Origin of the sequence: Microbacterium sp. AK009, assembly GCF_013410955.1 — a bacterium.
Lineage (GTDB): Bacteria > Actinomycetota > Actinomycetes > Actinomycetales > Microbacteriaceae > Microbacterium.
In genome coordinates, this window is record NZ_JACCCG010000003.1 from 458,435 (window position 1) to 477,954 (window position 19,520).

Here is a 19,520-nt window from a genome sequence, read left to right on the forward strand (position 1 = left end):
GCCGTCAGCCGGCCCCGCCGAGGAGGTGGGCGCGCACGCGCGGGTCGGTCGTAAGGCCCACCGCGCGGCGGGTCGCGTCCGCCGCCTCGGCGACCCGTCCGCGTGCCGCTTCGACCCGCGCGAGGCAGACCCAGTACGGCTGATGGTCGGCGACCACGGATGACGGGAGCACGGCCAGTGCGCGAGCCGCAGCGTCGGCCTCGCCTACCTCGACGAGTGCCGCGGCGGAGCCGATCCTCGCGCCGGTCGACGGCGCGATCTGCAGGAGGCCGCGATACAGAGCGACCACCGCCCGCCAGTCGGTGGTGCCGGTCTCGGCGCGCGCCGAATGGACGGCACTGATGGCCGCCTCGAGCTGGAATCGCCCCAGGCGGCCCTGCGCCGCCGCGCGGCGGAGCTCGTCATCGCCGCGCGCACGGAGCACCGCCGACCACAGCCGCGTGTCCTGAGCCCCGAGCGGGACGAACCAACCGTTGACGAAGCGCGCCGCGCGCCTGCTCTCGGTGTGGAGCAGGAGCGCGAAGAGTCCCCGCGCTTCTGGGTCGTCGGGGACAAGGGTCGTCATCATCTCGGCCAGGCGCAGTGCCTCGGTGCGCAGGGCCGGGCGATCGCCGCCGAGCTCGTCGATGAGCGCATCGGATGCCCCGTACGCCGCGTAGATCGCTCGCAGCACCGCTCCCACCCGCGTCGGAAGGTCTTCGGGTGACGGCACGCGGTAGCGGATTCCCGCGTCGCGGATCTTCGTCTTCACCCGACTGAGACGCTGGCCCATGGTGGACGGCGGCACGAGAAAAACCGCGGCGATCCGCGCCGCGTCGACCCCGAGCACGGCCTGCAGCATCAGCGGGGCGTGCATCCTCTCGTCGATCGCCGGGTGCGCGCACACGAAGAGCAGGGTGAGGACGTCGTCCTGGGTGGGGGCCGATTCGGTGAGCTCGTCATCGGTCACCGCCATGACGATCATCTCCTCGGGGGCGACGAGGACGTCCCGGGTGCGGCGGCGCGCTGCGCTGATCGCGGCGTTACGCGCCGCGACCCGGAGCCAGGCCTCGGGAGACCGCGGCACCCCGCCCTCCCGCCAGGCGGTGATCGCCTGCGCGAATGCTGTCGCCACGGCATCCTCGGCAGCCTGCAGGTCGCCGTTGCGGCGGAAGAGCCAGCCGACGAGACGCCCGAAGAGCTCTCGGTGAGCGTCGGCGAGCGCCTCGTCGGGCTGCACGGGGAGGTGTGTCATCCGAACTCCTGGGCGCAGAGGTCAGGACATCGGCGGCAGTACAGGGCGGACCTCGACCGAGCCCCGCGCGGCGGCCGGGCAGCGCGCCGCCCATACCATCGCCTCATCGAGGTTGGGGACGTCGATGAGGAAGATCCCGCCCAGGTGCTCCTTGACTTCGGCGAAGGGCCCGTCCTGCACCTCGACGTCGCCGCCCCGCATCCGGAGGGTGGTCGCCGTTCCCGGCGGCTGCAGGCCCGCGGCCGCCGACAGGACCCCGCTCTGCTCCAGGGCCACGACGTACCCGGCCCACGAGGCCCAGTAGGCATCTGCGGCGACCGGATCGGTGCGGTCTGCGTAATCGGCCTCGGCCTCCATGGCCAGGATCGCGAACTGCATGGGGTTTCCCTTCTAGGCGACGGGTGCCGGCACGAGCGACGCCGAGGTCTCGAGCAGGGTCTTCAGTCCGGACAGGATCAGCACCCAGCCGCGCTCGATGTCGTCGGCGGCGGGGCCGGCGGGCAGGTCCTCGTGGATGAGGGTGAGCTGGGTGAGTCCGGGTATCGCCATCGCGGTGTCGGTGAGGACGTAGGTCACGCGGCTTTCGGGCAGCTCGGCGACGCTCGGTGTCCACGCTCCACGGAACGTCATGCTCAGCCGCTCTCCCTCGACGAGATCGGTGACGGTGCCGGTGATGACCTCGCGACCGTTCGACACGTACGAGTATGGCGACCCGGCGCCCCGGGGGAAATGCGCTTCGAAGCCGTAATAGTAGGCAGGCGAGATCGCCGGGTCGGTGAGTGCTCGCCAGACCTCTGCGGGCGAAGCCTTGATGGCGAGCTGGATCTTCTGGGTCGACATGATGTCCTCTCTGCGCGCCACGGTGGCGCTAACGGGAAGACGTGCGGACCTTCTCCGTTTCGACAAAGGCCCGGGAAGAACCTCTTCGCGGGTAGTGTGTGCCGGGTTACGGAAAGGTGAGCGGTGAACGATCGAGCAGGAGACCAGCCCGAGCGCCGTGCGCTCATCGTGCGCGGAGGATGGGAGGGGCATCAGCCAGTCGCGGCGACCGACCTCTTCGTGCCCTTCCTGCGTGATCAGGGTTTCGCGGTGCGCATCGAAGACTCCAACGCCGTCTACGCCGATGCCGAGGCGATGGCCGAGACCGACCTCATCGTGCAGAGCGTCACGATGTCGGAGATCTCCGCCGAGGCGCTCCGGGGACTCCGCGACGCCGTGGCGGCGGGTACCGGACTCGCCGGCTGGCACGGCGGGATCGCCGACTCGTACCGGGGCAGCTCGGACTACCTGCAGCTCATCGGGGGCCAGTTCGCGACGCACCCTGCAAAGGCCCCCGCCGAGCGCGCCGGCAACGAGAGCGACAACTTCCTGCCGCACACGATCGAGATCACGCCGCTCGGGCGCGATCACGAGATCACCCGCGGCATCGGCGACATCGACCTCGTCACCGAGCAGTACTGGGTGCTCCACGACGACCTCAACGACGTCCTGGCGACCACCACCCACCCGGTGCAGCCGCATCACCCGTGGCACCGGCCCATCACGTCGCCCGCGGTGTGGACGCGAGCGTGGGGGAGCGGCCGGGTGTTCGTGGCCACCCCCGGTCACAGCGTCGACGTGCTGCAGGACGAACGCGTGCGCACCATCGTCGAGCGCGGCATGACGTGGGCCGCGCGCGAGCGCGCCTGATCAGAAGGACGTCGCTTCGCGCGACCGCACCCGGAACCACAGGCTGAGCTCCCGCGCCGCGCGGACCGTCGGGGCGGCGCCCTGGGCGTCATCCAGATCGTCGAACGTGCTGCGGAACCCGACGGGAACGGCCTCCTCATGATCGGCAACGCGCTCGAACCCCATCGTCCATTCGCCGAAGTGGCGCTCGTCGACGCGATCTTCGACGAGGGTGCGCACCGAGTGGTGACGCGGGTCGGCGACGATCCGGTCGTAGAGGGTGCGGACCACGGCGGCCGGGCCCTCGATCACCTGGAAGAAGCGCCCCGCCCGGTAGACCAGGAGCCCGGTGATGCCGGCAGCGGCGTTCTTCGCACGGCTCGTCGCGAGGAGCTCCGTGAGCTGACCGTCGTCCATCGGCTCACGGGATGTGCTGGTGTAGAGCACCGACAGAAGGTCGTCGGACGGGTCGTGCCCACGCGTGGCTGTGCTTTCCCTCACCCGATCTCCCTCATCTGCGGTCGTAGCCGATCCCGAGTGTCACCGCCGCCAGCCCGTGCATGGCCTCGGTCAGGTCGGGGTACTTCCCGACCGGCCGGGAGCGCATGTCGTAGGCGGTGAACCGGCGGTCGCGCTCCCGGATGATGTACCCGAGGAGTGCGCCGTTGCGGCTTCCGACATGGAATCCGTCTTCCACGCGCGACCAGATGACGCCGGCGCCAGGACTGGTGCCTCGATGATTCACGAGCCTGCCTACTCATCCTGTTGCGCGCCGGTGGATCCACGCGTGACCCTCAGCGTGTCACACCTGGAGCGCATCCGGTAGCCGTGCGGTGGCTGTGCCACGTGGGACCGGTGACATGGCAAGGTGGGGAGGGTTCGATCCACAGGCGAAGGGGCGCATCGATGGCGACCGGCAGCGACGCGGGCACTCCCGCTGGCCCCCACGGGATAGGGATCGTGGGCCTCGGGGTGATCTCGGGTCAGTACCTCACCACCTTCCGAGGGCGCGATGATGTGGCCGTCGTGGCCGTCGCCGACCTCGACGTCGACCGGGCCGAGACCGTGGCCCGTGACATCCCGGGATGTCGGGCCGTCTCCGTTGCCGAATTGATGAGCGACCCACGGGTCGACACGGTGCTGAACCTCACGATCCCCGCGGCGCACGCGGAGATCGCCCTGCAGGCGCTCGCCGCGGGGAAGAACATCTACGGCGAGAAACCGCTCGCAGCCACCCTGGTGGACGCGAAGACCGTCGTCGACGCCGTTCCGGCCGGTGCGTGGCTCGGCGGGGCACCCGACACGGTTCTGGGCACCGGCATTCAGACCGCGCGCGCCGCCGTGGACGCCGGCCTCATCGGCCGGCCGGTCGCGGCGATCGCGACGTGGACCTCGGGCGGACACGAGTCGTGGCATCCGCACCCCGACTTCTACTACCGCGAAGGGGGCGGGCCGCTGCTGGACATGGGCCCGTACTACCTCACCTCCCTCGTCCAGCTGCTCGGTCCGGTCGTGCGGGTGAGTGGGGCCTCATCGCGCTCGCGCGACATCCGACGCATCGCCACGGGCCCGCGAGCGGGTGAGGAGATCCCGGTCGAGGTCGACACGCACGTCACGGGCACCCTCGTTCACGAGGGCGGCGCGATCTCGACGGTGACCTTCAGCTTCGACGGGGGGCAGACCGCAGCGCCGCCGATCGAGGTCCACGGCGAGGCCGGAAGCCTGCAGGCTCCCGACCCGAATCACTTCGACGGGCAGGTGCGGATGCGACGCCACGGCGCGCAGGAGTGGGCCGACGTTCCCACGGGTGCCGGCTACGTCGGTGCGGGTCGCGGCGTAGGACTCATCGACTTCCTGCGGCCGGACGGTGGACGCGCGAGCGGCGCGATGGCGCTGCATGTGCTGGAGATCATGACGTCGCTGCTCGAGGCTGCCGCCGAGCGGAGCTGGGTCGAGCTCGCGACGACCGTCGAACGACCCGCACCGGTGCCGCTGACGCGTTTCGGCGCGCTGCCGCGCTGAGCAGGCGATGTCACCCATCCCCTCGAGAGAAGGAGAAAGCCTCATGAAGTACCGTTCACTCGCCGGTCGCACCGTCTCGGCGATCGGACTGGGGGCGATGCCCCTGTCGATGAACAACGACCGGGTGTTCCCGACACGCGAAGATGCGGTCGCCACCGTCCACGCCGCCCTCGACGCCGGGGTGACCCTCATCGACACCGCCGACATCTACGCCCCGCAGTGGGACCAGATGGGTCACAACGAGGAGATCGTGGCCGAGGCGCTGCGCACCTGGGACGGCGACGCGTCGACGGTCTTCGTCACCACCAAGGGCGGGATCACGCGGTCGGAGGGTGAGACGTGGGGTCGCGACGGTTCGCTCGCGTACCTGCGCGGCGCCGTGGAGCGGTCGCTGCGGATCCTGGGCGTCGACGCCATCGAGCTCTACCAGTACCACCGGCCCGACCGCTGGGTGGTCTACGGCGAGATCATGCAGAACCTGAAGGTCTTGCAGGAGGAGGGCCTGATCCGCCACATCGGCATCTCGAACGCGAGTGTGGAGGAGATCGACATTGCCGTGGAGGTGCTGGGCGAGGGCAACCTGGCGAGCGTCCAGAACGAGTTCTCGCCGAAGCATCCGGGTTCGATCGACGAGCTGCGTCACTGCGCGCGACAGGGAATCGCCTTCCTGCCCTGGAGTCCGCTGGGCGGCACGGGCGGGGGAGCGCGCACCGTCGGCGACCGGTTCTCGGCCTTCGCCGAGGTCGCAGCGGCGCACGATGTGAGCCCGCAGCGCGTCGTCCTCGCGTGGGAGCTCGCGCTCGCCGACAACGTCATCCCGATCCCCGGTGCCCGTCGTGCGGCATCCATCGTGGACTCGGCGGCTGCGGCCGATCTCGAGCTCACCGCCGACGAGGTCGAACGGCTGTCGTACTCGGTCGGCATCGACCCGGAGTGACGCGGTCGGAACGCAGCGGGCGTTCCGGTCGTTGAGCGGGCGGAACGAGACGAAACGCGAGCGGGGGTGGGCCGCGACGTCCGCTGAAGGCGATGTCGGAGGTGTCTCGTAGATTTGTTCTATGACCGATGCAGACCTCGCCCCGGCCCAGCGGATGCTGGATGCCGCGGCGCGGGTCGCCGGTCGCGTGGGCGTGACGGGGGCTGTGCCCGAGGTCGTCGGCGGGCTCGGCGACGAGGATCTGCTGGCCGTGTTGTCAGACGCGGCGGAGGTCCGAGCGGCGGTGGACGTGATCGTCGCGGCTGCCGCGGTCGAGGCGAACAGGCGGTCGGCGCGGGAGCTGGGGTATGACGGGTTGGCGCAGCGGAAGGGGCACCGCAACGGGGCGTCGCTGGTGCAGACGATCACGGGGCAGACGCGGGCGGATGTGAACCGGGCGGTCAAGACCGGTGAGGACCTGACTCCGAGTGTCCCGCCGCCGGCGGCCCCGGGCACGGATCTCGCGCCAGCGGTTCCGGCGACCCCGGAGTGGCTGCGGTTGCTACGAGAGGCGTTGACCGGCGGGATGGTGACGCAGGCGCAGTTCCGGGCGATCCGCGACGGCCTCGGCGACCCGCCGATCGAGCGGTACCCGGACCTGGACCCGGGGTTTCTTCCGGCGGCGTGGGCGACCGCGGTGGAGATGCTGCTGGAGGAGGCGGAGGTGTTCCCCGTCGAGGAGCTGCGGAACGCCGCCCGGATCGCCAGGGACCGGCTGGACCCGGTCGGGGTCACCATCCGGTTCGAGGAACGGTTCGCAGAGCGGTCGTTTCGGACGTGGACGGATGAGCGCGGGCAGCATCACGCGAAGATCGCGTTCGATGACGACGGGGCCGCGTGGGTGCAGTCGATCCTGTTCGCGGCTCTCCGCCCCCGCCGCGGCCCCCGGTTCGTAGAGTCCTCCGCGGCCGCGGGAGCTGAGTCTGCGCGGGATGACCGCTCGAACGAGCAGGTGCAGTACGACACGGTGCTGACAGTCCTGCGCACCGGTGCCGCCGCGGACCCTGCCCAGTCGTTCGGGGACCGGCAACCGGGGGTGCGGATCCTCGTCACCGCCGACACACTGACCGCCACGACCGACCCCGACGGCGTCACCCGGATCCGGGCCACCGGAGTCGGGCGCCTCGAAGACGGTGGCGCCGCCCTTCCCGGCGGAGTCGTCGAGTCGTACCTGTGCGACGCGGGAAGAATCCCGGTCATCCACGACGGCACCGGAAGGCCCCTCGATGTCGGGAGAGAACAGCGCCTCTTCACACGGAAACAACGTCTTGCGATCGCCTCCCGCCACGGCGGGTGCATCGGAGAGCACTGCACCGCCCCGATGAGCTGGACCGAGATCCATCACCTCACCCACTGGTCCCACGGTGGACGCACGGACGTCGATGACGGTGTGCCCCTGTGTCGTAACTGCCACCTGGGCCTTCATAACCGCGGCCAATGGATCACGCGTGAACGCGCCCCCGACGGCACCGACACGTACTGGCTGCACACACCGACCGACCCCCTCACCGGGAAGAAGCCGCCACCCGTGCAGCTGCGATCACGCAGCCCCCCTCCGCTTCACCGCAGCCCGACCAGGTGCCTCGGGGCGTTTCGTCTCGTCGCTGCGCTCCTCGCTCAACGAAACGACGGGCGGCTCGGCGGGCCACAGCACGTTCGAGGCGGGCGCGTCAACACGTGACCGGCGCGAGACCGGAGGGATACCGTTTCGGCATGAGCACGGCGAAGCAGGCGGCGCGGTCGGCGCACTCATCATCCGCGTTCCGCGCAGTGGCCCGCGTCGGGTACGCGGTCCTCGGACTCCTCCACATCATCATCGGCAGCATCGCGATCACCATCGCCACCGGCGCCGGGGGCGCCTCCGCCGACCAGAGCGGCGCGATGTCGCAGATCCGAGAGACTCCGTTCGGCCTGGTCGTTCTCTGGATCATCGTCATCGGACTGGCCGCCCTCGCCCTGTTCGAGATCGCCCAGGCGTTCTTCGCCGCGGATTCCGACGGCGACAGCAAGAAGAAGTGGGGCAGGCGCGTGAAGCACCTCGGCACGGCCGCGGCCTACATCGCGATCGCCGTGACCGCCCTCATCTACGCGCTGGGCGGAAGCACCTCATCGTCGGGATCGACGCAGTCGCTCAGCGCTCAGCTGCTCGCCGCCCCCGGCGGAGTCTTCGTGCTCGTCCTCATCGGGCTGGTGGTCCTCGCGATCGGCGGCGCCTTCGTCTACAAGGGCGCCACGAAGAAGTTCGAAGAGAAGCTGGATCTGCCGAGCGCGAAGGTCCGGAAGGCGATCGTCGCTTTCGGCATCGCCGGGTACATCGCCAAGGGCATCGCCGTCGGCGTCGCCGGCATCCTCTTCGTCGTCGCCGCTTTGACCCACGACCCCGAGGCCGCGGGCGGGCTCGACGGAGCGCTCCAGAGCCTCGCACAGCTGCCGTTCGGGCAGATCATCCTCTGGATCGTCGGCGCGGGACTGATCCTCTACGGCCTGTTCTGCTTCGCGCGCGCCCGCTACGCCCGCATGTGACGCCGCCCTGACGCAGCGTCAATCCGCCGCGGTCACATCCACGACGATCGCCTGCTGCGGCTGCTGAACCATCGGCCGTAGTCCCACCACCGACAGCTGCCGCCCGGTCAGCACCGTGTCCGATATCGCCCACTCCAGCGGCGACTGCCCCGCGCCCTGCCCGCCGGTGAGCGGAGACACCGCCACCCGGTAGAGGCGGTCGTCGTCGAGCCCCGGCATCCGCACGCGCCCGGGTGGCCACGCGGCATCCGTCACCGTCTGCACGATCGTGAACATGGCCCGCGAACGATCGGCGGCGACGACACCGCGCACGTCCACCCCCGGGTCAGCGCCGTCGACGTGCACCGTCCGTCCGGTGGCGATCATGTCCCGGAGCGATTTCGCATACGCCACCCACCCCGCGATGCGCGCACGCGTCGGCGCGTCGGTGGCCGTGAGGTCCCACTCGATGCCGAAGTGCCCGATGAGTGCCACCGCGGCGCTCAGCTCGAGATCGACGGTCCGGCCCGAAGTGTGCAGGTGCGGGGTCGTCAGGTGCGCGCCCATCATCTCCGGGGGCACCACGAGCCCCGTGTACCGCTGGTTGGGGAGGCGCTCGAGCGGGTCGAGGCTGTCGCTCGTCCAGATCCGGTCGGTGCGATCGAGGATCCCGAGATCGACCCGTGCCCCGCCCGACGCGCAGCTCTCGATCTCGAGCGCGGGATGCGCGGCCTTCAGCTCGTCGAGCAGCCGGTAGAGCGCGAGCGTGGTCGCGCGCACCCGTGCCGCCCCACCGGGGCCGGCGGCAGCGTCCACGAGATCACGGTTGTGGTCCCACTTCAGGTACGCGATCGGATACTCCTCGAGCAGGGTGTGCAGGCGCTCGGAGATGTAGCGATACGCGTCGGGGTGCGCGAGGTTCAGCACCTGCTGCTGCCGCGCCGACGGGGGCAGGTCGGCCCGGCCGCGGAGTATCCAGTCCGGATGCCGGCGGGCCAGCTCGCTGTCGGGATTGACCATCTCAGGCTCGACCCAGAGGCCGAACTCCATCCCGAGGCCGCGCACGTGATCGACGAGCGGATGCAGCCCCCGGGGCCAGACGTCCGGATCGACGATCCAGTCGCCGAGCCCCGCGGTGTCGTCGCGCCGCCCCAGGAACCAGCCGTCATCGAGCACGAAGCGCTCCACTCCCACCTCGGCGGCGGCGTCGGCGAGGGCGGTCAGCCGGGCGAGGTCGTGGTCGAAGTACACCGCCTCCCACGTGTTGAGGGTGATCGGACGAGGACGGGCCGGATGCTGCGGCCGCGCCCGCCACTCGTCGTGGAAGCGGTGGGAGAGCTCGCTGAGACCCTCGCCCCACGACCCCATCACGGGGGGTGTCGTGACCTCCTCGCCCGGAGCGAGCACGACCTCCCCCGGGAGGAACAGCTCGCCGCCGGCGAGGAACGCGTCGCCGTTGCTCGTGCGCTCGGCGAGCACGCGGTGGTTGCCGCTCCACGCGACGTGGAGGCCGTGCACCTGACCGGTCTCGAATCCGAAGCCCGGCCGCCCGGCGGCAAGCAGCACGGTGGCGTCGGCACCCGGCCGGCCCCGCCGGCTCTCGCGCAGGTGAGTGCCGAGGGCGATCGGCCGGCGCTGCGGCGCGCGTTCGCGCAGATGGTGACCGGTGGTGTCGAGGATCTCGGTCGCATCCCAGGGCAGCGGGAAGGTCGCCTGCAGCCGATCGACGGTGAACGCCGTGTCGCCGGTGTTGCGCAGGGTCACCCGCTGGGTGAACACTCCCGCGCCGCCCAGGGTCAGTTCGACCCGCGCGGACAGGCCCGCTTCGGCGTCGACGAGCTCGAGCGTCGCCGAGTGATGGTCCGCGGTGACCTCGGCCAGAGTGAACAGGATGCTGCTGCCTGCGCCGCTCCGGTGACCCTCGATGGCGGGCGTGAACCCCCACCCCGCCGCTTCGGTGGGGACGACCGTGAGTCGCGGCGTGGCGTCGAGGCCGCCGGAGACGCGCTGCGGGCGGGCCGCGATCGCGAGCGAGGAGAGCGCCGCAGTGGCAAGCTCGCCGAGGTCGGCGCCCCAGTGCACGATCGCCGGGGCAGGGGCGGTCGACAGATCGAGGACGACGCTCGTGCCGCCGCGTCGGAGGTGAAGGACGTCAGCCGGGGGGTTCATGCCAATATTTCTATCAGGAAACTATTCCCTCACCGAGGTGAGGCCCGGTCGAGGAGGCACCGTGCTGACCGCAAGCGAGTCCGCTCTGGCGCGCGCCGTCCTGGTGCACGGACCGATCGCCCGGAGCGCGCTGGCACAGCGCCTCGCTCTGTCGCCGGCGAGCCTGACCCGCCTGGTGAAGCCGTTCCTCGACCACGGTGTGTTCCTCGAACGAGCGCATACCGCCGACGGCCTCGTCGGCCGCCCCGTCACGCCCCTCGACGTCGCCCCCGAGTGGGGTCGGTTCGCGGGGGTGAAGCTGACGGGCGACCGAGCCTACGCCGTCGTCACCGATGCGCGTGCCGAGGTACTCGTCGGCGGAGAGCGACCCCTCGCCGCCACCGACGCCGAGGCGGTGTGCGCGCTCATCGCCGACCTCGTCGGCGGCCTCCTCGCCGACCTTCCCGGGGCCGACGTCGTGCACCTTCGCGCGGTCGGCGTGAGCCTCGGCGGCGTCGTGCGCGAGGGTCGCGCGGAATTCGCGCCGTTCCTGGACTGGGCAGACGTCGATCTCGCTCCGCGGCTGGCCCCCCGCCTGGGCGTGCCGGTGACGGTCGAGAACGACGTCATCGCGCTCACCGAGGCCGAACACTGGTTCGGTCATGGCCGCGGCATCCCCGGGTTCTCGCTCCTCACCATCGGTGCGGGGATCGGGCATGGTCTGGTCGTCGGTGACCGCGTGGTGCGTTCCGCGGCCGGCGCCGACCTCGTGGGACACGTACCGGTCGCGGCATCGGGCCCGGTCTGTCCGCTCGGGCATCGCGGCTGCGCGCAGATGCTGACCACTGCGTCGATCCTCGCCGTATGCGCCCGCGCGCTCGGCCGCCCCGCAGCCTCCGACGAGCTCGCCGCCCTGGCGCTCGCCGGTGATGAGCGCATCGCCCCGATCGTCGACGCATGGGCCGACGCGCTCGGGCGCCTCATCGCGCTCGTCGCGGGTCTTACCCAGCAGCGTGCGGTCGTGCTCGCCGGGGAGGGGGTCGGCCTCTTCGCCGCCGCCGAGGAGCACGTTCGGGCGGCGATCGCCGCGGCCCGGGATCCGCGGGCCGATCCCGTCGCGCTGCACATCGACGACAGCGGCTTTGCGGCGTGGGCGCGCGGAGCGGCCGCGGTCGCCATCCAGGCGGCGGTCGATCGGATCGATCTCGGCGGAGGTTCTGCCGTCTGAGCGCTACCAGCCGCTGCGGGTGGGCGTGTGGCCTTCTCGGGCACCATCCGGCATGGCCATCTCCGCCCGCATCCCGAGCAGCCGCACCGGCCGGTCGGGTTCGATCTTGACAAGAAGAGCGGATGCTTCGGCGATCACCCTCTCGCGGTCGTGCGTCTCGGGGATCTTGCGGGTGAAGGTCTTGGTGACGAACGGGGCATAGCGCACCTTCAGCCCGAGGCCGACGACGGGGCGCCCCTCGGCGGCGACATCGTCGAGCACCTGCGCGAGCAGCTCGAGCGCGGCGGCCTCGACCTCCTCCCGCGCGACGAGGTTCTGCTGGTACGTCGTCTCGCGGCTGTGACCCCGTGCGACCCAGGGGGTGTCGTCGACGACGTCCGACCCGTCGCCGCGCCCGAGCTGGCGGTACCAGGGCCCCATCTTCGGTCCGAACTCCGCCGCGAGGGGCGCGGTCTCGGCGACCGCGAGGTCGCGCACCGTTCGGATGCCGAGCGCCTCGAGGCGCTGGGAGATCTTCTTCCCCACACCCCACAGGTCGATCGTGGGCCGGTCGCCCATCACCTCGAGCCAGTTGTCCGCCGTGAGGCGGAAGCGGCCGCGCGGCTTGCCGAACCCGGTGGCGTTCTTCGCGCGCACGAGGGTGTCGCCGATGCCCACGCTGCAGTGGAGCCGGGTGCGTTCGAGCACCGCCCGCTGCAGGTTCTCGGCGTACCGCTCGGGGTCGGCGGTGGTGATGCCCACGAAGGCCTCGTCCCATCCGAGCACCTGCACCACGGCGCCCGGCTGGGCGCGAAGCGTGGCCATCACGTCCGCCGAGGCGGCGGCGTACGCGTCGTGATCGACCGGCAGGATCACCGCGTCGGGCACCTTCCGTGCGGCGATGCGCAGCGGCATCCCCGATCCGACGCCGAACGCACGCGCTTCGTACGACGCGGTCGAGACGACCGCGCGCTCGGTGGGGTCGCCCCGGCCGCCGACGATCACGGGCTTCCCTGCCAGCTCGGGGTGGCGGAGCACTTCGACGGCCGCGATGAACTGGTCGAGATCGACGTGCAGCACCCAGCGCCGCGTCCCCGCATCGCCCCCGGCCATCGGTGCGCCCCGACCGATCAGACCTGGCTCACGGGCGGCGGAAACCCGAGCCGTGCGTGGCGTTCGCGGGCGAAATCCTGCGCACGGGGCCCGGCGCCGAGGGCGCGGGTGGATGCCGCCAGCGCGAACCGCGCGAGCGTGATCACCGGCAGCGGCAGCCGGCGGAGCCCCAGCAGCTTCCGGTACTCCCGGGGGAGGCTCGCCACGGCAGCGGCGAACAGCAGTCGATAGCTCACGCCCATCGAGCCGGGGAGCGGCACGCGCCGGAGGAACCGCACGACCTCGTCCACCCGCTCGTCCCGTCGCAGTTCGCCGGTGAACGCCGCGAGGCGCTCGCGCAGTGCGGCCTCGGTCTCGGGGGGATGAGCGACGCGCATCAGCCGGCCCGCCTGCGCCCACTCCCGCACGTAGGCGTCGCTGCCGCCGGGGATGGGGCCGCCCCAGATCTTGTGCGCGCCGAGGAAGGCCTCGGTGAAGGCCAGATGCACCCACTCGACGAGATCGGCGTCGGCGGCGGTGTAGGTGCGCTCACCCTCGGCGGCGTCGTAGGTGCCCCGCACCCGCTGGTGGAGGCGTCCGACCCGCGCCGTCTCGCGCCTCGCCTGCTCGGTCGAGCCGTAGGTCACGCACAGGATCCACCGCACGGTGCCCGACAGGCGTCCCATGGGATCGTCGCGATACCGCGAGTGGTCGTGGACGCCCGCGAGTGCACCCGGGTGGAGCGCCTGGATGAGCAGCGCACGGATCCCCGCGATGAGCGTGCTCGTGCCGGCGTGCACGGTCCATACGGCTCCGCCGTCGGCGAAGTACCCGGCGTCCTCGCCATCGGCGAGCGCCCGCACCCAGGGAGGGGTGCCGTTGGGGTCGCCCGAGAGGGCGGTGAGCAGGCGAGATCGCAGCGTCGACGAACGCGGGGGAGCGAGCGATCCGGTGCCCATGCTTCCAGCGTGCCACGCCTCCGGAGGCTAGAGACCCAGTCGCGCGAGGTAGTCGCCGACGAACCGGCGGTCGGGGTCCAGCTGCGCCCGCAGCGCCGCGAAGTCGTCGAACCGCGGATAGCGGCGACGGACCTCGTCGCCGGGCATGGTGAAGACCTTTCCCCAGTGCGGACGGGCAGAGGCCGGGAGGGCGGCCTCGAGCGAGGGGAGGAGGGCGCGCACGGCTGCTTCATCACGCTGCCAGGTGAAATGGATGCCGACGGTCGGACGCCCGTACGCGGGAGACAGCCACAGATCGTCAGCGGCCATCGTGCGCACCTCGCAGGTGAGCAGGAGCGGCGATATGCGGTCGGCGAGATGCCGCACGGCCTGGATCGCCGCCACGGCGTCAGCCCGGGCGACGAGGTACTCCGACTGCAGCTCTTCACCCGCCGAGGGGGTGAACGCCAGCCGGAAGTGGGGGAGGCGGTCGTACCAGGGCCCGGGGACACCCTCCTGCGCCGTGCACGGGGTCGGGTCGATGCCGGGGATCGGGTGACGGGGACCGTCGGCAGCTCGGGCGCCGAACGCCGACAGGTCGTCGGGAGTCGATGTGGTCCGGGCCTTCACCCACACCTGGTCGATGACGTCGGAATCGGTCCACCGGGTGAACAGGCTCACGCTGTCGCCCGCACCGGTGAGCTCGTCGAAACGGCTCAGCGCGTCATCCCACCGCACGCCCTCGAAGACCGTCTGCGCGACGGTGTAGTGCGGTTCGACGTCGAGGTGCAGGTGGGTGACGATGCCGAGCGCGCCGAGCCCGACGACGGCGCCGTCGAAGCCGTCCTCGCCCCGGGTCAGCGTGATCCGCTTTCCGGCGGCGGTGAGGAGTTCGACGGCGGCGACCTGGGTGCCGAGGGCTCCGACACGATCACCCGATCCGTGCGTGCCGGTCTGCACGGCGCCGGCGACGGAGATGTGCGGGAGGGAGGCGAGGTTCGCGAGGGCCAGACCTTCGCCCTCGAGGACGGGCACCAGGTCGCCGTAGCGGATGCCTGCGGGGATCCGCACGGTCTCGCGGTCGGGCGCGACCCGCACCGGATCTGCCGCGGCGAGACCGGCGAGGGAGATGATCACCCCGTCGGTGTCGGCGACGTCGTTGAAGGAGTGCCGGCTGCCCAGCACCCGGACGGTGGTGCCGTCGTTCCCCGCCCGGTCGAGGAGGGCGATCAGTTCGGCCTCATCGGCGGGTTCGACGATGTGCGCGGCGCGGTACGTGAGGTTTCCTGCCCAGTTGGTCGTCACCCCACAGGTCTACCCCAGATCGGCGACCGTCCGGGCCAGCGTCACCGCATCGGCGGCCAGGGCGGCCGACGTGTCGGCGTCCCGCATCCATAGGGGAACCGCTCGGGCGACGATCCCCGCCGACTCGACACCCGGCACCGCCGGTGCGTCCTCCTCGCCCACCAGCCAGCCGTCCAGCACGCCACCCGCGCCGCGCGCGCCGTAGTGCCGGGCGACGGCGCCCGCGTCGGCATCGACGCCGATCACGGCCAGGCACGCCTCGGCCATTCCCCTCACCGCGGCGCCGCCGATGATCGGCGAGACGCCGACGATCGGCGCCGAGGCGGCGGCCAGCGCGTCGCGGAACCCGGGGATCTGCAGCACAGGTCCGATCGACACCACGGGGTTCGAGGGCGCGATGAGGATGACATCGGCGGCGGCGATCGCGGCCAGCGCAGCCGCGGCGGGGCGCGCCTCGTCGATGCCCTGCTGCTCGAATCGCGCGACGGGAAGACGGGCGCGATGCCGGGTCCACCATTCCTGAAAATGCAGGCGCTCGCCGTCCGGCGTCACGATGTGGGTGTCGATCTCGTCGTCAGTCGCGGGGTGCAGGGTCACGCCGAGGTCCCATCGGGCGCCGAGGCGCCCGGCCACCTCCGTCGGGGTCTTCCCGGCGCGAAGCCAGGCCGTGCGGGCGATGTGCGTCCCCAGGTCGAGGTCGCCGAGGGTGAACCACTCGGGGGTGACGCCCCAGGTGCGAAGCTCGGCCGACACGCGCTCGCTCTCGCCGCGCCGACCCCACCCGCGCTCCTCGTCGTTCTGCCCGGCGAGGGTGTAGAGGATGCTGTCGTGGTCGGGCCAGATGCGAAGACCAGCCAGCCACCAGTCATCCCCGGTGTTCACGACCACCTCCACGGTGTGGTCCTCGGCGCTGCGGCGAATGTGCTCGCGGACGCCGCGCACGAATCGGGCGCCGCCGACGCCCCCTGCGATGACGGTGATCCTCACCCGTCAACGTTACCCGCGCGGTCCGCCGTCAACCCCCTCGGCGTCGATGCGGATGCGGGAGAGCATGGGCTGACATCCGAGAGAGGAGATCGACATGTCCGATCCCAACAAGCCGAGCCAGGCCGAAGGCGAAGATCCCGACCGCCCCGCCGACGGAGAGGTGCTGCCTCAGGAGGGTCACCCGTCGCAGGCCGAAGGTGAGGACCCGGAAGCGTAGAGCATGACGCGTGGTGGCCCTCGCCGCTCTCGACGGACTCAGAGCTCGACGAGGGTCACCGCACGGACGGCACGGTCATCGACCATCGCGGTCATGAGGGTGTGGTGCGGCTGCCGCCGACGGTCGGTGGGTGAGCCGGGATTGAGCAGGCGCAGCCCCGAGTCGGTGGTGCTGTCCCACGGGATGTGGCTGTGCCCGAACACGAGCACGTCGAGTTCGGGGTAGCGCAGCGACATCCGCTTCTCGCGGCCCTTCGCGTCACCGGTCTCATGCACGACACCGAAGCGCACCCCCTCGATCGTCCGTGCCGCGAACTCGGGGAGGAGCGCGCGCAGGTCATCACCGTCGTTGTTGCCGTGCACGCCCAGAACCTCACCGTGGCCCCGGAGGTCGTCGAGCACGCCGACGGACACCCAGTCACCGGCGTGGATGATCAGATCGGCGGCGTCGGCCTCGCCCCGCACGGCGTCGGGCAGGCTACGCGCCCGGCCGGGGATGTGGGTGTCGGAGATCAGCAGCAGGCGCGTCGGCATGCGTCGATTCTGACCGACCGTCGCCGGAGGGGGCGGCTGTGCCTACGATGGGCTCATCCTCGCCGTCGACATCGAGGAGGTCGGCATGGTCCAGGTTCGTGTGATCGGGGTGGCGCTCGACGCGGCGCGCCAGTACGTGATCCTGCTGCGGCCGATCACCGAAGGGGCGGACGGCCCCCGGATGCTCCCCATCTGGATCGGCGCCCAGGAGGCGACCTCGATCGCGATCGCGGTCGAGGGCGCCGAACCTCCGCGCCCGCTCGCGCACGACCTAATGAAGACGCTGCTCGAGACGGTGTCGGCGGAGGTCGAACGGGTGGAGATCACCCGCATCGACGACGGGACCTTCTACGCCGAGATCACCCTGCGGCTTCCGAGCGGGAAGCGCGTCCTCGACGCTCGTCCCTCCGACGCCATTGCGCTGGCTTCCCGCGTCGGCGCACCCATCTGGGTGGCCGACGAGGTGCTCGCCGACGCCGGCATCCCTGTGTCGGCGATGGAGTTCGACGACGACGCCGGTCTCGAGGAGGAGAAGCTCGAGGAGTTCAAGCGCTTCCTCGACGAGGTCGATCCGGAGGATTTCCAGGGCTGACGCGCGCGACCGCCTCAGGGGGCCAGGTTGGGCAGGATGCGGGTGCCGAACTCGTGGCGCAGGGCGCTGCGGGCCGCCAGCCATCCGGCCATCCCGTGCACCCCTGGCCCCGGACTCGTCGACGCGCCGCAGAGGTACACCCCCGGCATCGCGGTGCGCCAGGGCTCGGGCGACAGCGTCGGGCGGCCCAGGAGCTGGCGCACATCCGGCAGGCCCGCCGCGATGTCGCCGCCGGGGTAGTTCGGATTGTGCCGCTCCATGTCGACGGCCGTGAGCGTGGAGGTGGCGACGATGACGTCGCGGAAGCCGGGGGCGAATCGCTCGATCTGGGAGATGACGGCCTCGGTGGCGTCCACGGTCGATCCCGCCGGCACGTGCGTGTACGTCCAGAGCGTGTGCATGCCCTCCGGCGCGCGGCTGTCATCGAAGGTGCTGGGCTGGGCCACCAGCACGTAGGGCCGCTCGGGCACCCCGCCGCGCGCCACGGTGTTCTCGGCCGCCGCCACCTCCGCCCGGGTGCCGCCGACGTGCACCGTCCCGGCGCGACGGACGGCCCCGTTCGTCCACGGCACCGGGCCCGAAAGGGCGAAGTCCACCTTGAGGACGCCGTTGCCGTACCGGAACCGCTCCAGCGCACGGCGGTACGCCGCGGGCATCCGCCCGCCGGCGAGCCGGATGAGCGCGGCCGGAGTGACATCGAGCAGGATGGCGCGGGCAGGCGGGAGCTCGTCGAGGCTCGTGACCTCGGTGTCGGTGAGAATCTCGCCGCCGTGGGCGAGGAGATCGTCGGCGAGGGCGTCGGCGATCGCCTGGCTGCCGCCGATCGGGATCGGCCAGCCGCGCGCGTGCGCATGGGTCGTGAGGGCGAGTCCCGCCGCCGCCGACGCCAGGCTCGGCAGGGGGAGGATGGTGTGGGCCGACACGCCGGTGATCATGGACGGCGCGAGGTCTTCGGCGAAGGGGGCGTTCCACCAGCCACCGGCTTGCGACAGCGCGGCGAGACCGAACGCCACAGGCGCGGTCACGTGCGGGGGGACACGTACGAGCGGGTGGGTGGTGAAGTCGGCGATCTGATCCGACGCGGCGACGAGGGGTCCGAGGAGGGCGCGATACGCCGCGCCGTCGCGACCGAGGTCCTCGACCGTCCGGTCGAGGTCGCGGTAGGCGACGCCCGCGCGGCCGCCGTCCAGGGGATGGGCGAAGGAGATCTCGGGCACCTCGAACCGGATGCGGTCGCCGAGCCCGAACTCGCGGAAGAACGGTGACGCGAGAGCCAGGGGGTGAACCGCTGAGCAGACGTCGTGGCGGAACCCCGGGAGGGTGAGTTCGGATGTCGCGGTGCCGCCGCCGACGGCCCCTGATCGCTCGTAGACACGGACCCCGAGTCCCGCCCGGGCGAGCGTGACGGCGGCCGCCAGGCCGTTGGGTCCGGCGCCGACGACGATGGCGTCGAGGTCGCCCGCCCGCCTCATCCGCGCGCCGCTTCCGCCGCGTCGGCCGCCTCGGCGGCCTGCTCGGCTTCATGATCATCGGCGACGTCGGGGGAGGAGGGGCGCCCCGCCTCGTCGTTCTCCTCCTCGGCGGTGGTCTCGCGCGTGCGGGCATGGCGTCCCTCCGCCAGATACGCCAGGCGGTGCAGTGTCTCGGCATTGCGCCGATGCAGCAGCAGATCGAGCAGAAGATCGGGAAGGTAGCGGGGAGGACCTGCGATGGCCTCCTCCTGCAGGCGGACGACACAGCCCTCGCCGCGCGGCTTGACGTCGATGGAGATGCGGGCCTCGCCGATCGGCCAGCCGGTCGCGACCATCACCGCGCGCCGAGGCGGGCTCCATTCGGTCGACACCGTCTCGTCGTTGATCAGGACGGGCCAGGCGCCGAAGGAGTGGTGAAGACGCGAACCCACCGCGGGCCAATCGGCGTCGACGTCCCGCATGCGGGACGCGCCGACCACCCACGTCGGGAAGAGCCATCCCTCGGCCAGCACTTCGAAGACGCTCTCGGGCGCGCACGTCATCTCCCGCACGTTGCGTGACATCTCGGCCTCCTTCGGGCGGTCTCCTCCCGGATGCTTCGACCGTAGGGGCATCCGGGCGGGCCGC

General features: G+C 71.5%; 21 protein-coding genes. 8 read left to right on the forward strand and 13 right to left on the reverse strand.

Translation table 11 applies throughout. The features are described from left to right. Positions 1–4: 4 nt before the first annotated feature. The 3 genes from HDC37_RS08755 to HDC37_RS08765 are packed head-to-tail and all read right to left on the reverse strand — an operon-like array spanning position 5 to position 2,074. Entirely contained in the window at positions 5–1,234 is a 1,230-nt protein-coding gene (locus tag HDC37_RS08755; RefSeq protein WP_179560006.1) for an RNA polymerase sigma factor, read from the reverse strand. Positions 1,235–1,255: 21 nt separating this feature from the next. Beyond that, complete coding sequence (locus tag HDC37_RS08760) at positions 1,256–1,612, reverse strand: YciI family protein (protein ID WP_179560007.1); 357 nt, start codon at positions 1,610–1,612, stop codon at positions 1,256–1,258. Between the two features lie 12 nt (positions 1,613–1,624). Next, a complete protein-coding gene (locus HDC37_RS08765) occupies positions 1,625–2,074 on the reverse strand; it encodes an SRPBCC domain-containing protein (protein ID WP_179560008.1) in 450 nt (149 codons plus the stop codon). A gap of 123 nt (positions 2,075–2,197) precedes the next feature. Between HDC37_RS08765 and HDC37_RS08770 the strand changes: the two genes are divergently transcribed. Then, positions 2,198–2,923 carry a ThuA domain-containing protein gene (locus HDC37_RS08770; protein ID WP_308472151.1) on the forward strand — a complete coding sequence of 242 codons (726 nt, stop codon included), beginning with the start codon at positions 2,198–2,200 and terminating at the stop codon, positions 2,921–2,923. Here HDC37_RS08770 and HDC37_RS08775 read toward each other — a convergent pair whose 3' ends face one another. Further along, positions 2,924–3,403 (reverse strand): BLUF domain-containing protein, encoded by a 480-nt coding sequence (locus tag HDC37_RS08775; RefSeq protein WP_308472152.1) that lies wholly within the window; start codon positions 3,401–3,403, stop codon positions 2,924–2,926. A 10-nt stretch (positions 3,404–3,413) separates the two neighbouring features. Next, positions 3,414–3,647 (reverse strand): hypothetical protein, encoded by a 234-nt coding sequence (locus HDC37_RS08780; RefSeq protein WP_179560009.1) that lies wholly within the window; start codon positions 3,645–3,647, stop codon positions 3,414–3,416. 161 nt (positions 3,648–3,808) lie between these two features. On the opposite strand from HDC37_RS08780, the gene HDC37_RS08785 reads away from it, so the two are divergent. The 4 genes from HDC37_RS08785 (at position 3,809) to HDC37_RS08800 (ending at position 8,423) form a co-directional block, all read left to right on the forward strand. Then, positions 3,809–4,924, forward strand: a complete 1,116-nt coding sequence (locus HDC37_RS08785; RefSeq protein ID WP_179560010.1) for a Gfo/Idh/MocA family protein — start codon at positions 3,809–3,811, stop codon at positions 4,922–4,924. Positions 4,925–4,967: 43 nt separating this feature from the next. Continuing rightward, positions 4,968–5,861, forward strand: coding sequence for an aldo/keto reductase (locus tag HDC37_RS08790; RefSeq protein WP_179560011.1), 894 nt, complete (start codon positions 4,968–4,970; stop codon positions 5,859–5,861). Positions 5,862–5,982: 121 nt separating this feature from the next. Continuing rightward, positions 5,983–7,581 (forward strand): HNH endonuclease signature motif containing protein, encoded by a 1,599-nt coding sequence (locus HDC37_RS08795; protein WP_179560012.1) that lies wholly within the window; start codon positions 5,983–5,985, stop codon positions 7,579–7,581. Positions 7,582–7,613: 32 nt separating this feature from the next. Next, positions 7,614–8,423 (forward strand): DUF1206 domain-containing protein, encoded by an 810-nt coding sequence (locus tag HDC37_RS08800; protein WP_179560013.1) that lies wholly within the window; start codon positions 7,614–7,616, stop codon positions 8,421–8,423. Positions 8,424–8,441: 18 nt separating this feature from the next. Here the strand turns inward: HDC37_RS08800 and HDC37_RS08805 are convergent, their stop codons facing one another. Further along, entirely contained in the window at positions 8,442–10,571 is a 2,130-nt protein-coding gene (locus HDC37_RS08805) for an alpha-galactosidase (RefSeq protein WP_179560014.1), read from the reverse strand. Between the two features lie 61 nt (positions 10,572–10,632). On the opposite strand from HDC37_RS08805, the gene HDC37_RS08810 reads away from it, so the two are divergent. Next, complete coding sequence (locus HDC37_RS08810) at positions 10,633–11,778, forward strand: ROK family protein (protein WP_179560015.1); 1,146 nt, start codon at positions 10,633–10,635, stop codon at positions 11,776–11,778. Positions 11,779–11,781: 3 nt separating this feature from the next. Here HDC37_RS08810 and HDC37_RS08815 read toward each other — a convergent pair whose 3' ends face one another. The 4 genes from HDC37_RS08815 to cofD are packed head-to-tail and all read right to left on the reverse strand — an operon-like array spanning position 11,782 to position 16,079. Beyond that, the gene (locus HDC37_RS08815; protein WP_179560016.1) at positions 11,782–12,870 is read right to left on the reverse strand and encodes a DNA polymerase IV; all 1,089 of its coding nucleotides are present in this window, start codon (positions 12,868–12,870) and stop codon (positions 11,782–11,784) included. Positions 12,871–12,887: 17 nt separating this feature from the next. Continuing rightward, positions 12,888–13,808 (reverse strand): oxygenase MpaB family protein, encoded by a 921-nt coding sequence (locus HDC37_RS08820; RefSeq protein WP_179560017.1) that lies wholly within the window; start codon positions 13,806–13,808, stop codon positions 12,888–12,890. A 27-nt stretch (positions 13,809–13,835) separates the two neighbouring features. Further along, entirely contained in the window at positions 13,836–15,092 is a 1,257-nt protein-coding gene (locus HDC37_RS17535) for a D-arabinono-1,4-lactone oxidase (RefSeq protein WP_179560018.1), read from the reverse strand. Between the two features lie 9 nt (positions 15,093–15,101). Continuing rightward, a complete protein-coding gene (gene cofD, locus HDC37_RS08830; protein ID WP_179560019.1) occupies positions 15,102–16,079 on the reverse strand; it encodes a 2-phospho-L-lactate transferase in 978 nt (325 codons plus the stop codon). 94 nt (positions 16,080–16,173) lie between these two features. Here cofD and HDC37_RS17185 point away from each other — a divergent pair, with 94 nt between their 5' ends. Further along, positions 16,174–16,296, forward strand: coding sequence for a hypothetical protein (locus HDC37_RS17185; RefSeq protein WP_257021380.1), 123 nt, complete (start codon positions 16,174–16,176; stop codon positions 16,294–16,296). Positions 16,297–16,334: 38 nt separating this feature from the next. On the opposite strand, the gene HDC37_RS08835 is transcribed toward HDC37_RS17185, so the two are convergent. Beyond that, positions 16,335–16,829, reverse strand: a complete 495-nt coding sequence (locus tag HDC37_RS08835) for a metallophosphoesterase (protein ID WP_179560020.1) — start codon at positions 16,827–16,829, stop codon at positions 16,335–16,337. 85 nt (positions 16,830–16,914) lie between these two features. Here HDC37_RS08835 and HDC37_RS08840 point away from each other — a divergent pair, with 85 nt between their 5' ends. Then, positions 16,915–17,421 carry a bifunctional nuclease family protein gene (locus HDC37_RS08840; RefSeq protein ID WP_179560021.1) on the forward strand — a complete coding sequence of 169 codons (507 nt, stop codon included), beginning with the start codon at positions 16,915–16,917 and terminating at the stop codon, positions 17,419–17,421. 14 nt (positions 17,422–17,435) lie between these two features. Here HDC37_RS08840 and HDC37_RS08845 read toward each other — a convergent pair whose 3' ends face one another. Further along, positions 17,436–18,893 (reverse strand): NAD(P)/FAD-dependent oxidoreductase, encoded by a 1,458-nt coding sequence (locus tag HDC37_RS08845; protein WP_179560022.1) that lies wholly within the window; start codon positions 18,891–18,893, stop codon positions 17,436–17,438. Further along, positions 18,890–19,456 carry an SRPBCC family protein gene (locus HDC37_RS08850; protein ID WP_179560023.1) on the reverse strand — a complete coding sequence of 189 codons (567 nt, stop codon included), beginning with the start codon at positions 19,454–19,456 and terminating at the stop codon, positions 18,890–18,892. Before HDC37_RS08850 ends, HDC37_RS08845 begins: the two co-directional genes overlap by 4 nt. Positions 19,457–19,520 lie beyond the last annotated feature (64 nt).

Bases quoted from the DNA above. Each gene is read 5' to 3' on its own strand.
- HDC37_RS08820 (WP_179560017.1), bottom strand. From the start codon at position 13,808: ATGGGCACCGGATCGCTCGCTCCCCCGCGTTCGTCGACGCTGCGATCT.
- HDC37_RS08840 (WP_179560021.1), top strand. From the start codon at position 16,915: ATGGTCCAGGTTCGTGTGATCGGGGTGGCGCTCGACGCGGCGCGCCAG.
- HDC37_RS08760 (WP_179560007.1), bottom strand. From the start codon at position 1,612: ATGCAGTTCGCGATCCTGGCCATGGAGGCCGAGGCCGATTACGCAGAC.
- HDC37_RS08800 (WP_179560013.1), top strand. From the start codon at position 7,614: ATGAGCACGGCGAAGCAGGCGGCGCGGTCGGCGCACTCATCATCCGCG.
- HDC37_RS08765 (WP_179560008.1), bottom strand. From the start codon at position 2,074: ATGTCGACCCAGAAGATCCAGCTCGCCATCAAGGCTTCGCCCGCAGAG.
- HDC37_RS08815 (WP_179560016.1), bottom strand. From the start codon at position 12,870: ATGGCCGGGGGCGATGCGGGGACGCGGCGCTGGGTGCTGCACGTCGAT.
- HDC37_RS17185 (WP_257021380.1), top strand. From the start codon at position 16,174: ATGTCCGATCCCAACAAGCCGAGCCAGGCCGAAGGCGAAGATCCCGAC.
- HDC37_RS08755 (WP_179560006.1), bottom strand. From the start codon at position 1,234: ATGACACACCTCCCCGTGCAGCCCGACGAGGCGCTCGCCGACGCTCAC.
- HDC37_RS08805 (WP_179560014.1), bottom strand. From the start codon at position 10,571: ATGAACCCCCCGGCTGACGTCCTTCACCTCCGACGCGGCGGCACGAGC.
- HDC37_RS08795 (WP_179560012.1), top strand. From the start codon at position 5,983: ATGACCGATGCAGACCTCGCCCCGGCCCAGCGGATGCTGGATGCCGCG.
- HDC37_RS08835 (WP_179560020.1), bottom strand. From the start codon at position 16,829: ATGCCGACGCGCCTGCTGCTGATCTCCGACACCCACATCCCCGGCCGG.
- HDC37_RS08845 (WP_179560022.1), bottom strand. From the start codon at position 18,893: ATGAGGCGGGCGGGCGACCTCGACGCCATCGTCGTCGGCGCCGGACCC.
- HDC37_RS08785 (WP_179560010.1), top strand. From the start codon at position 3,809: ATGGCGACCGGCAGCGACGCGGGCACTCCCGCTGGCCCCCACGGGATA.
- HDC37_RS08790 (WP_179560011.1), top strand. From the start codon at position 4,968: ATGAAGTACCGTTCACTCGCCGGTCGCACCGTCTCGGCGATCGGACTG.
- HDC37_RS08850 (WP_179560023.1), bottom strand. From the start codon at position 19,456: ATGTCACGCAACGTGCGGGAGATGACGTGCGCGCCCGAGAGCGTCTTC.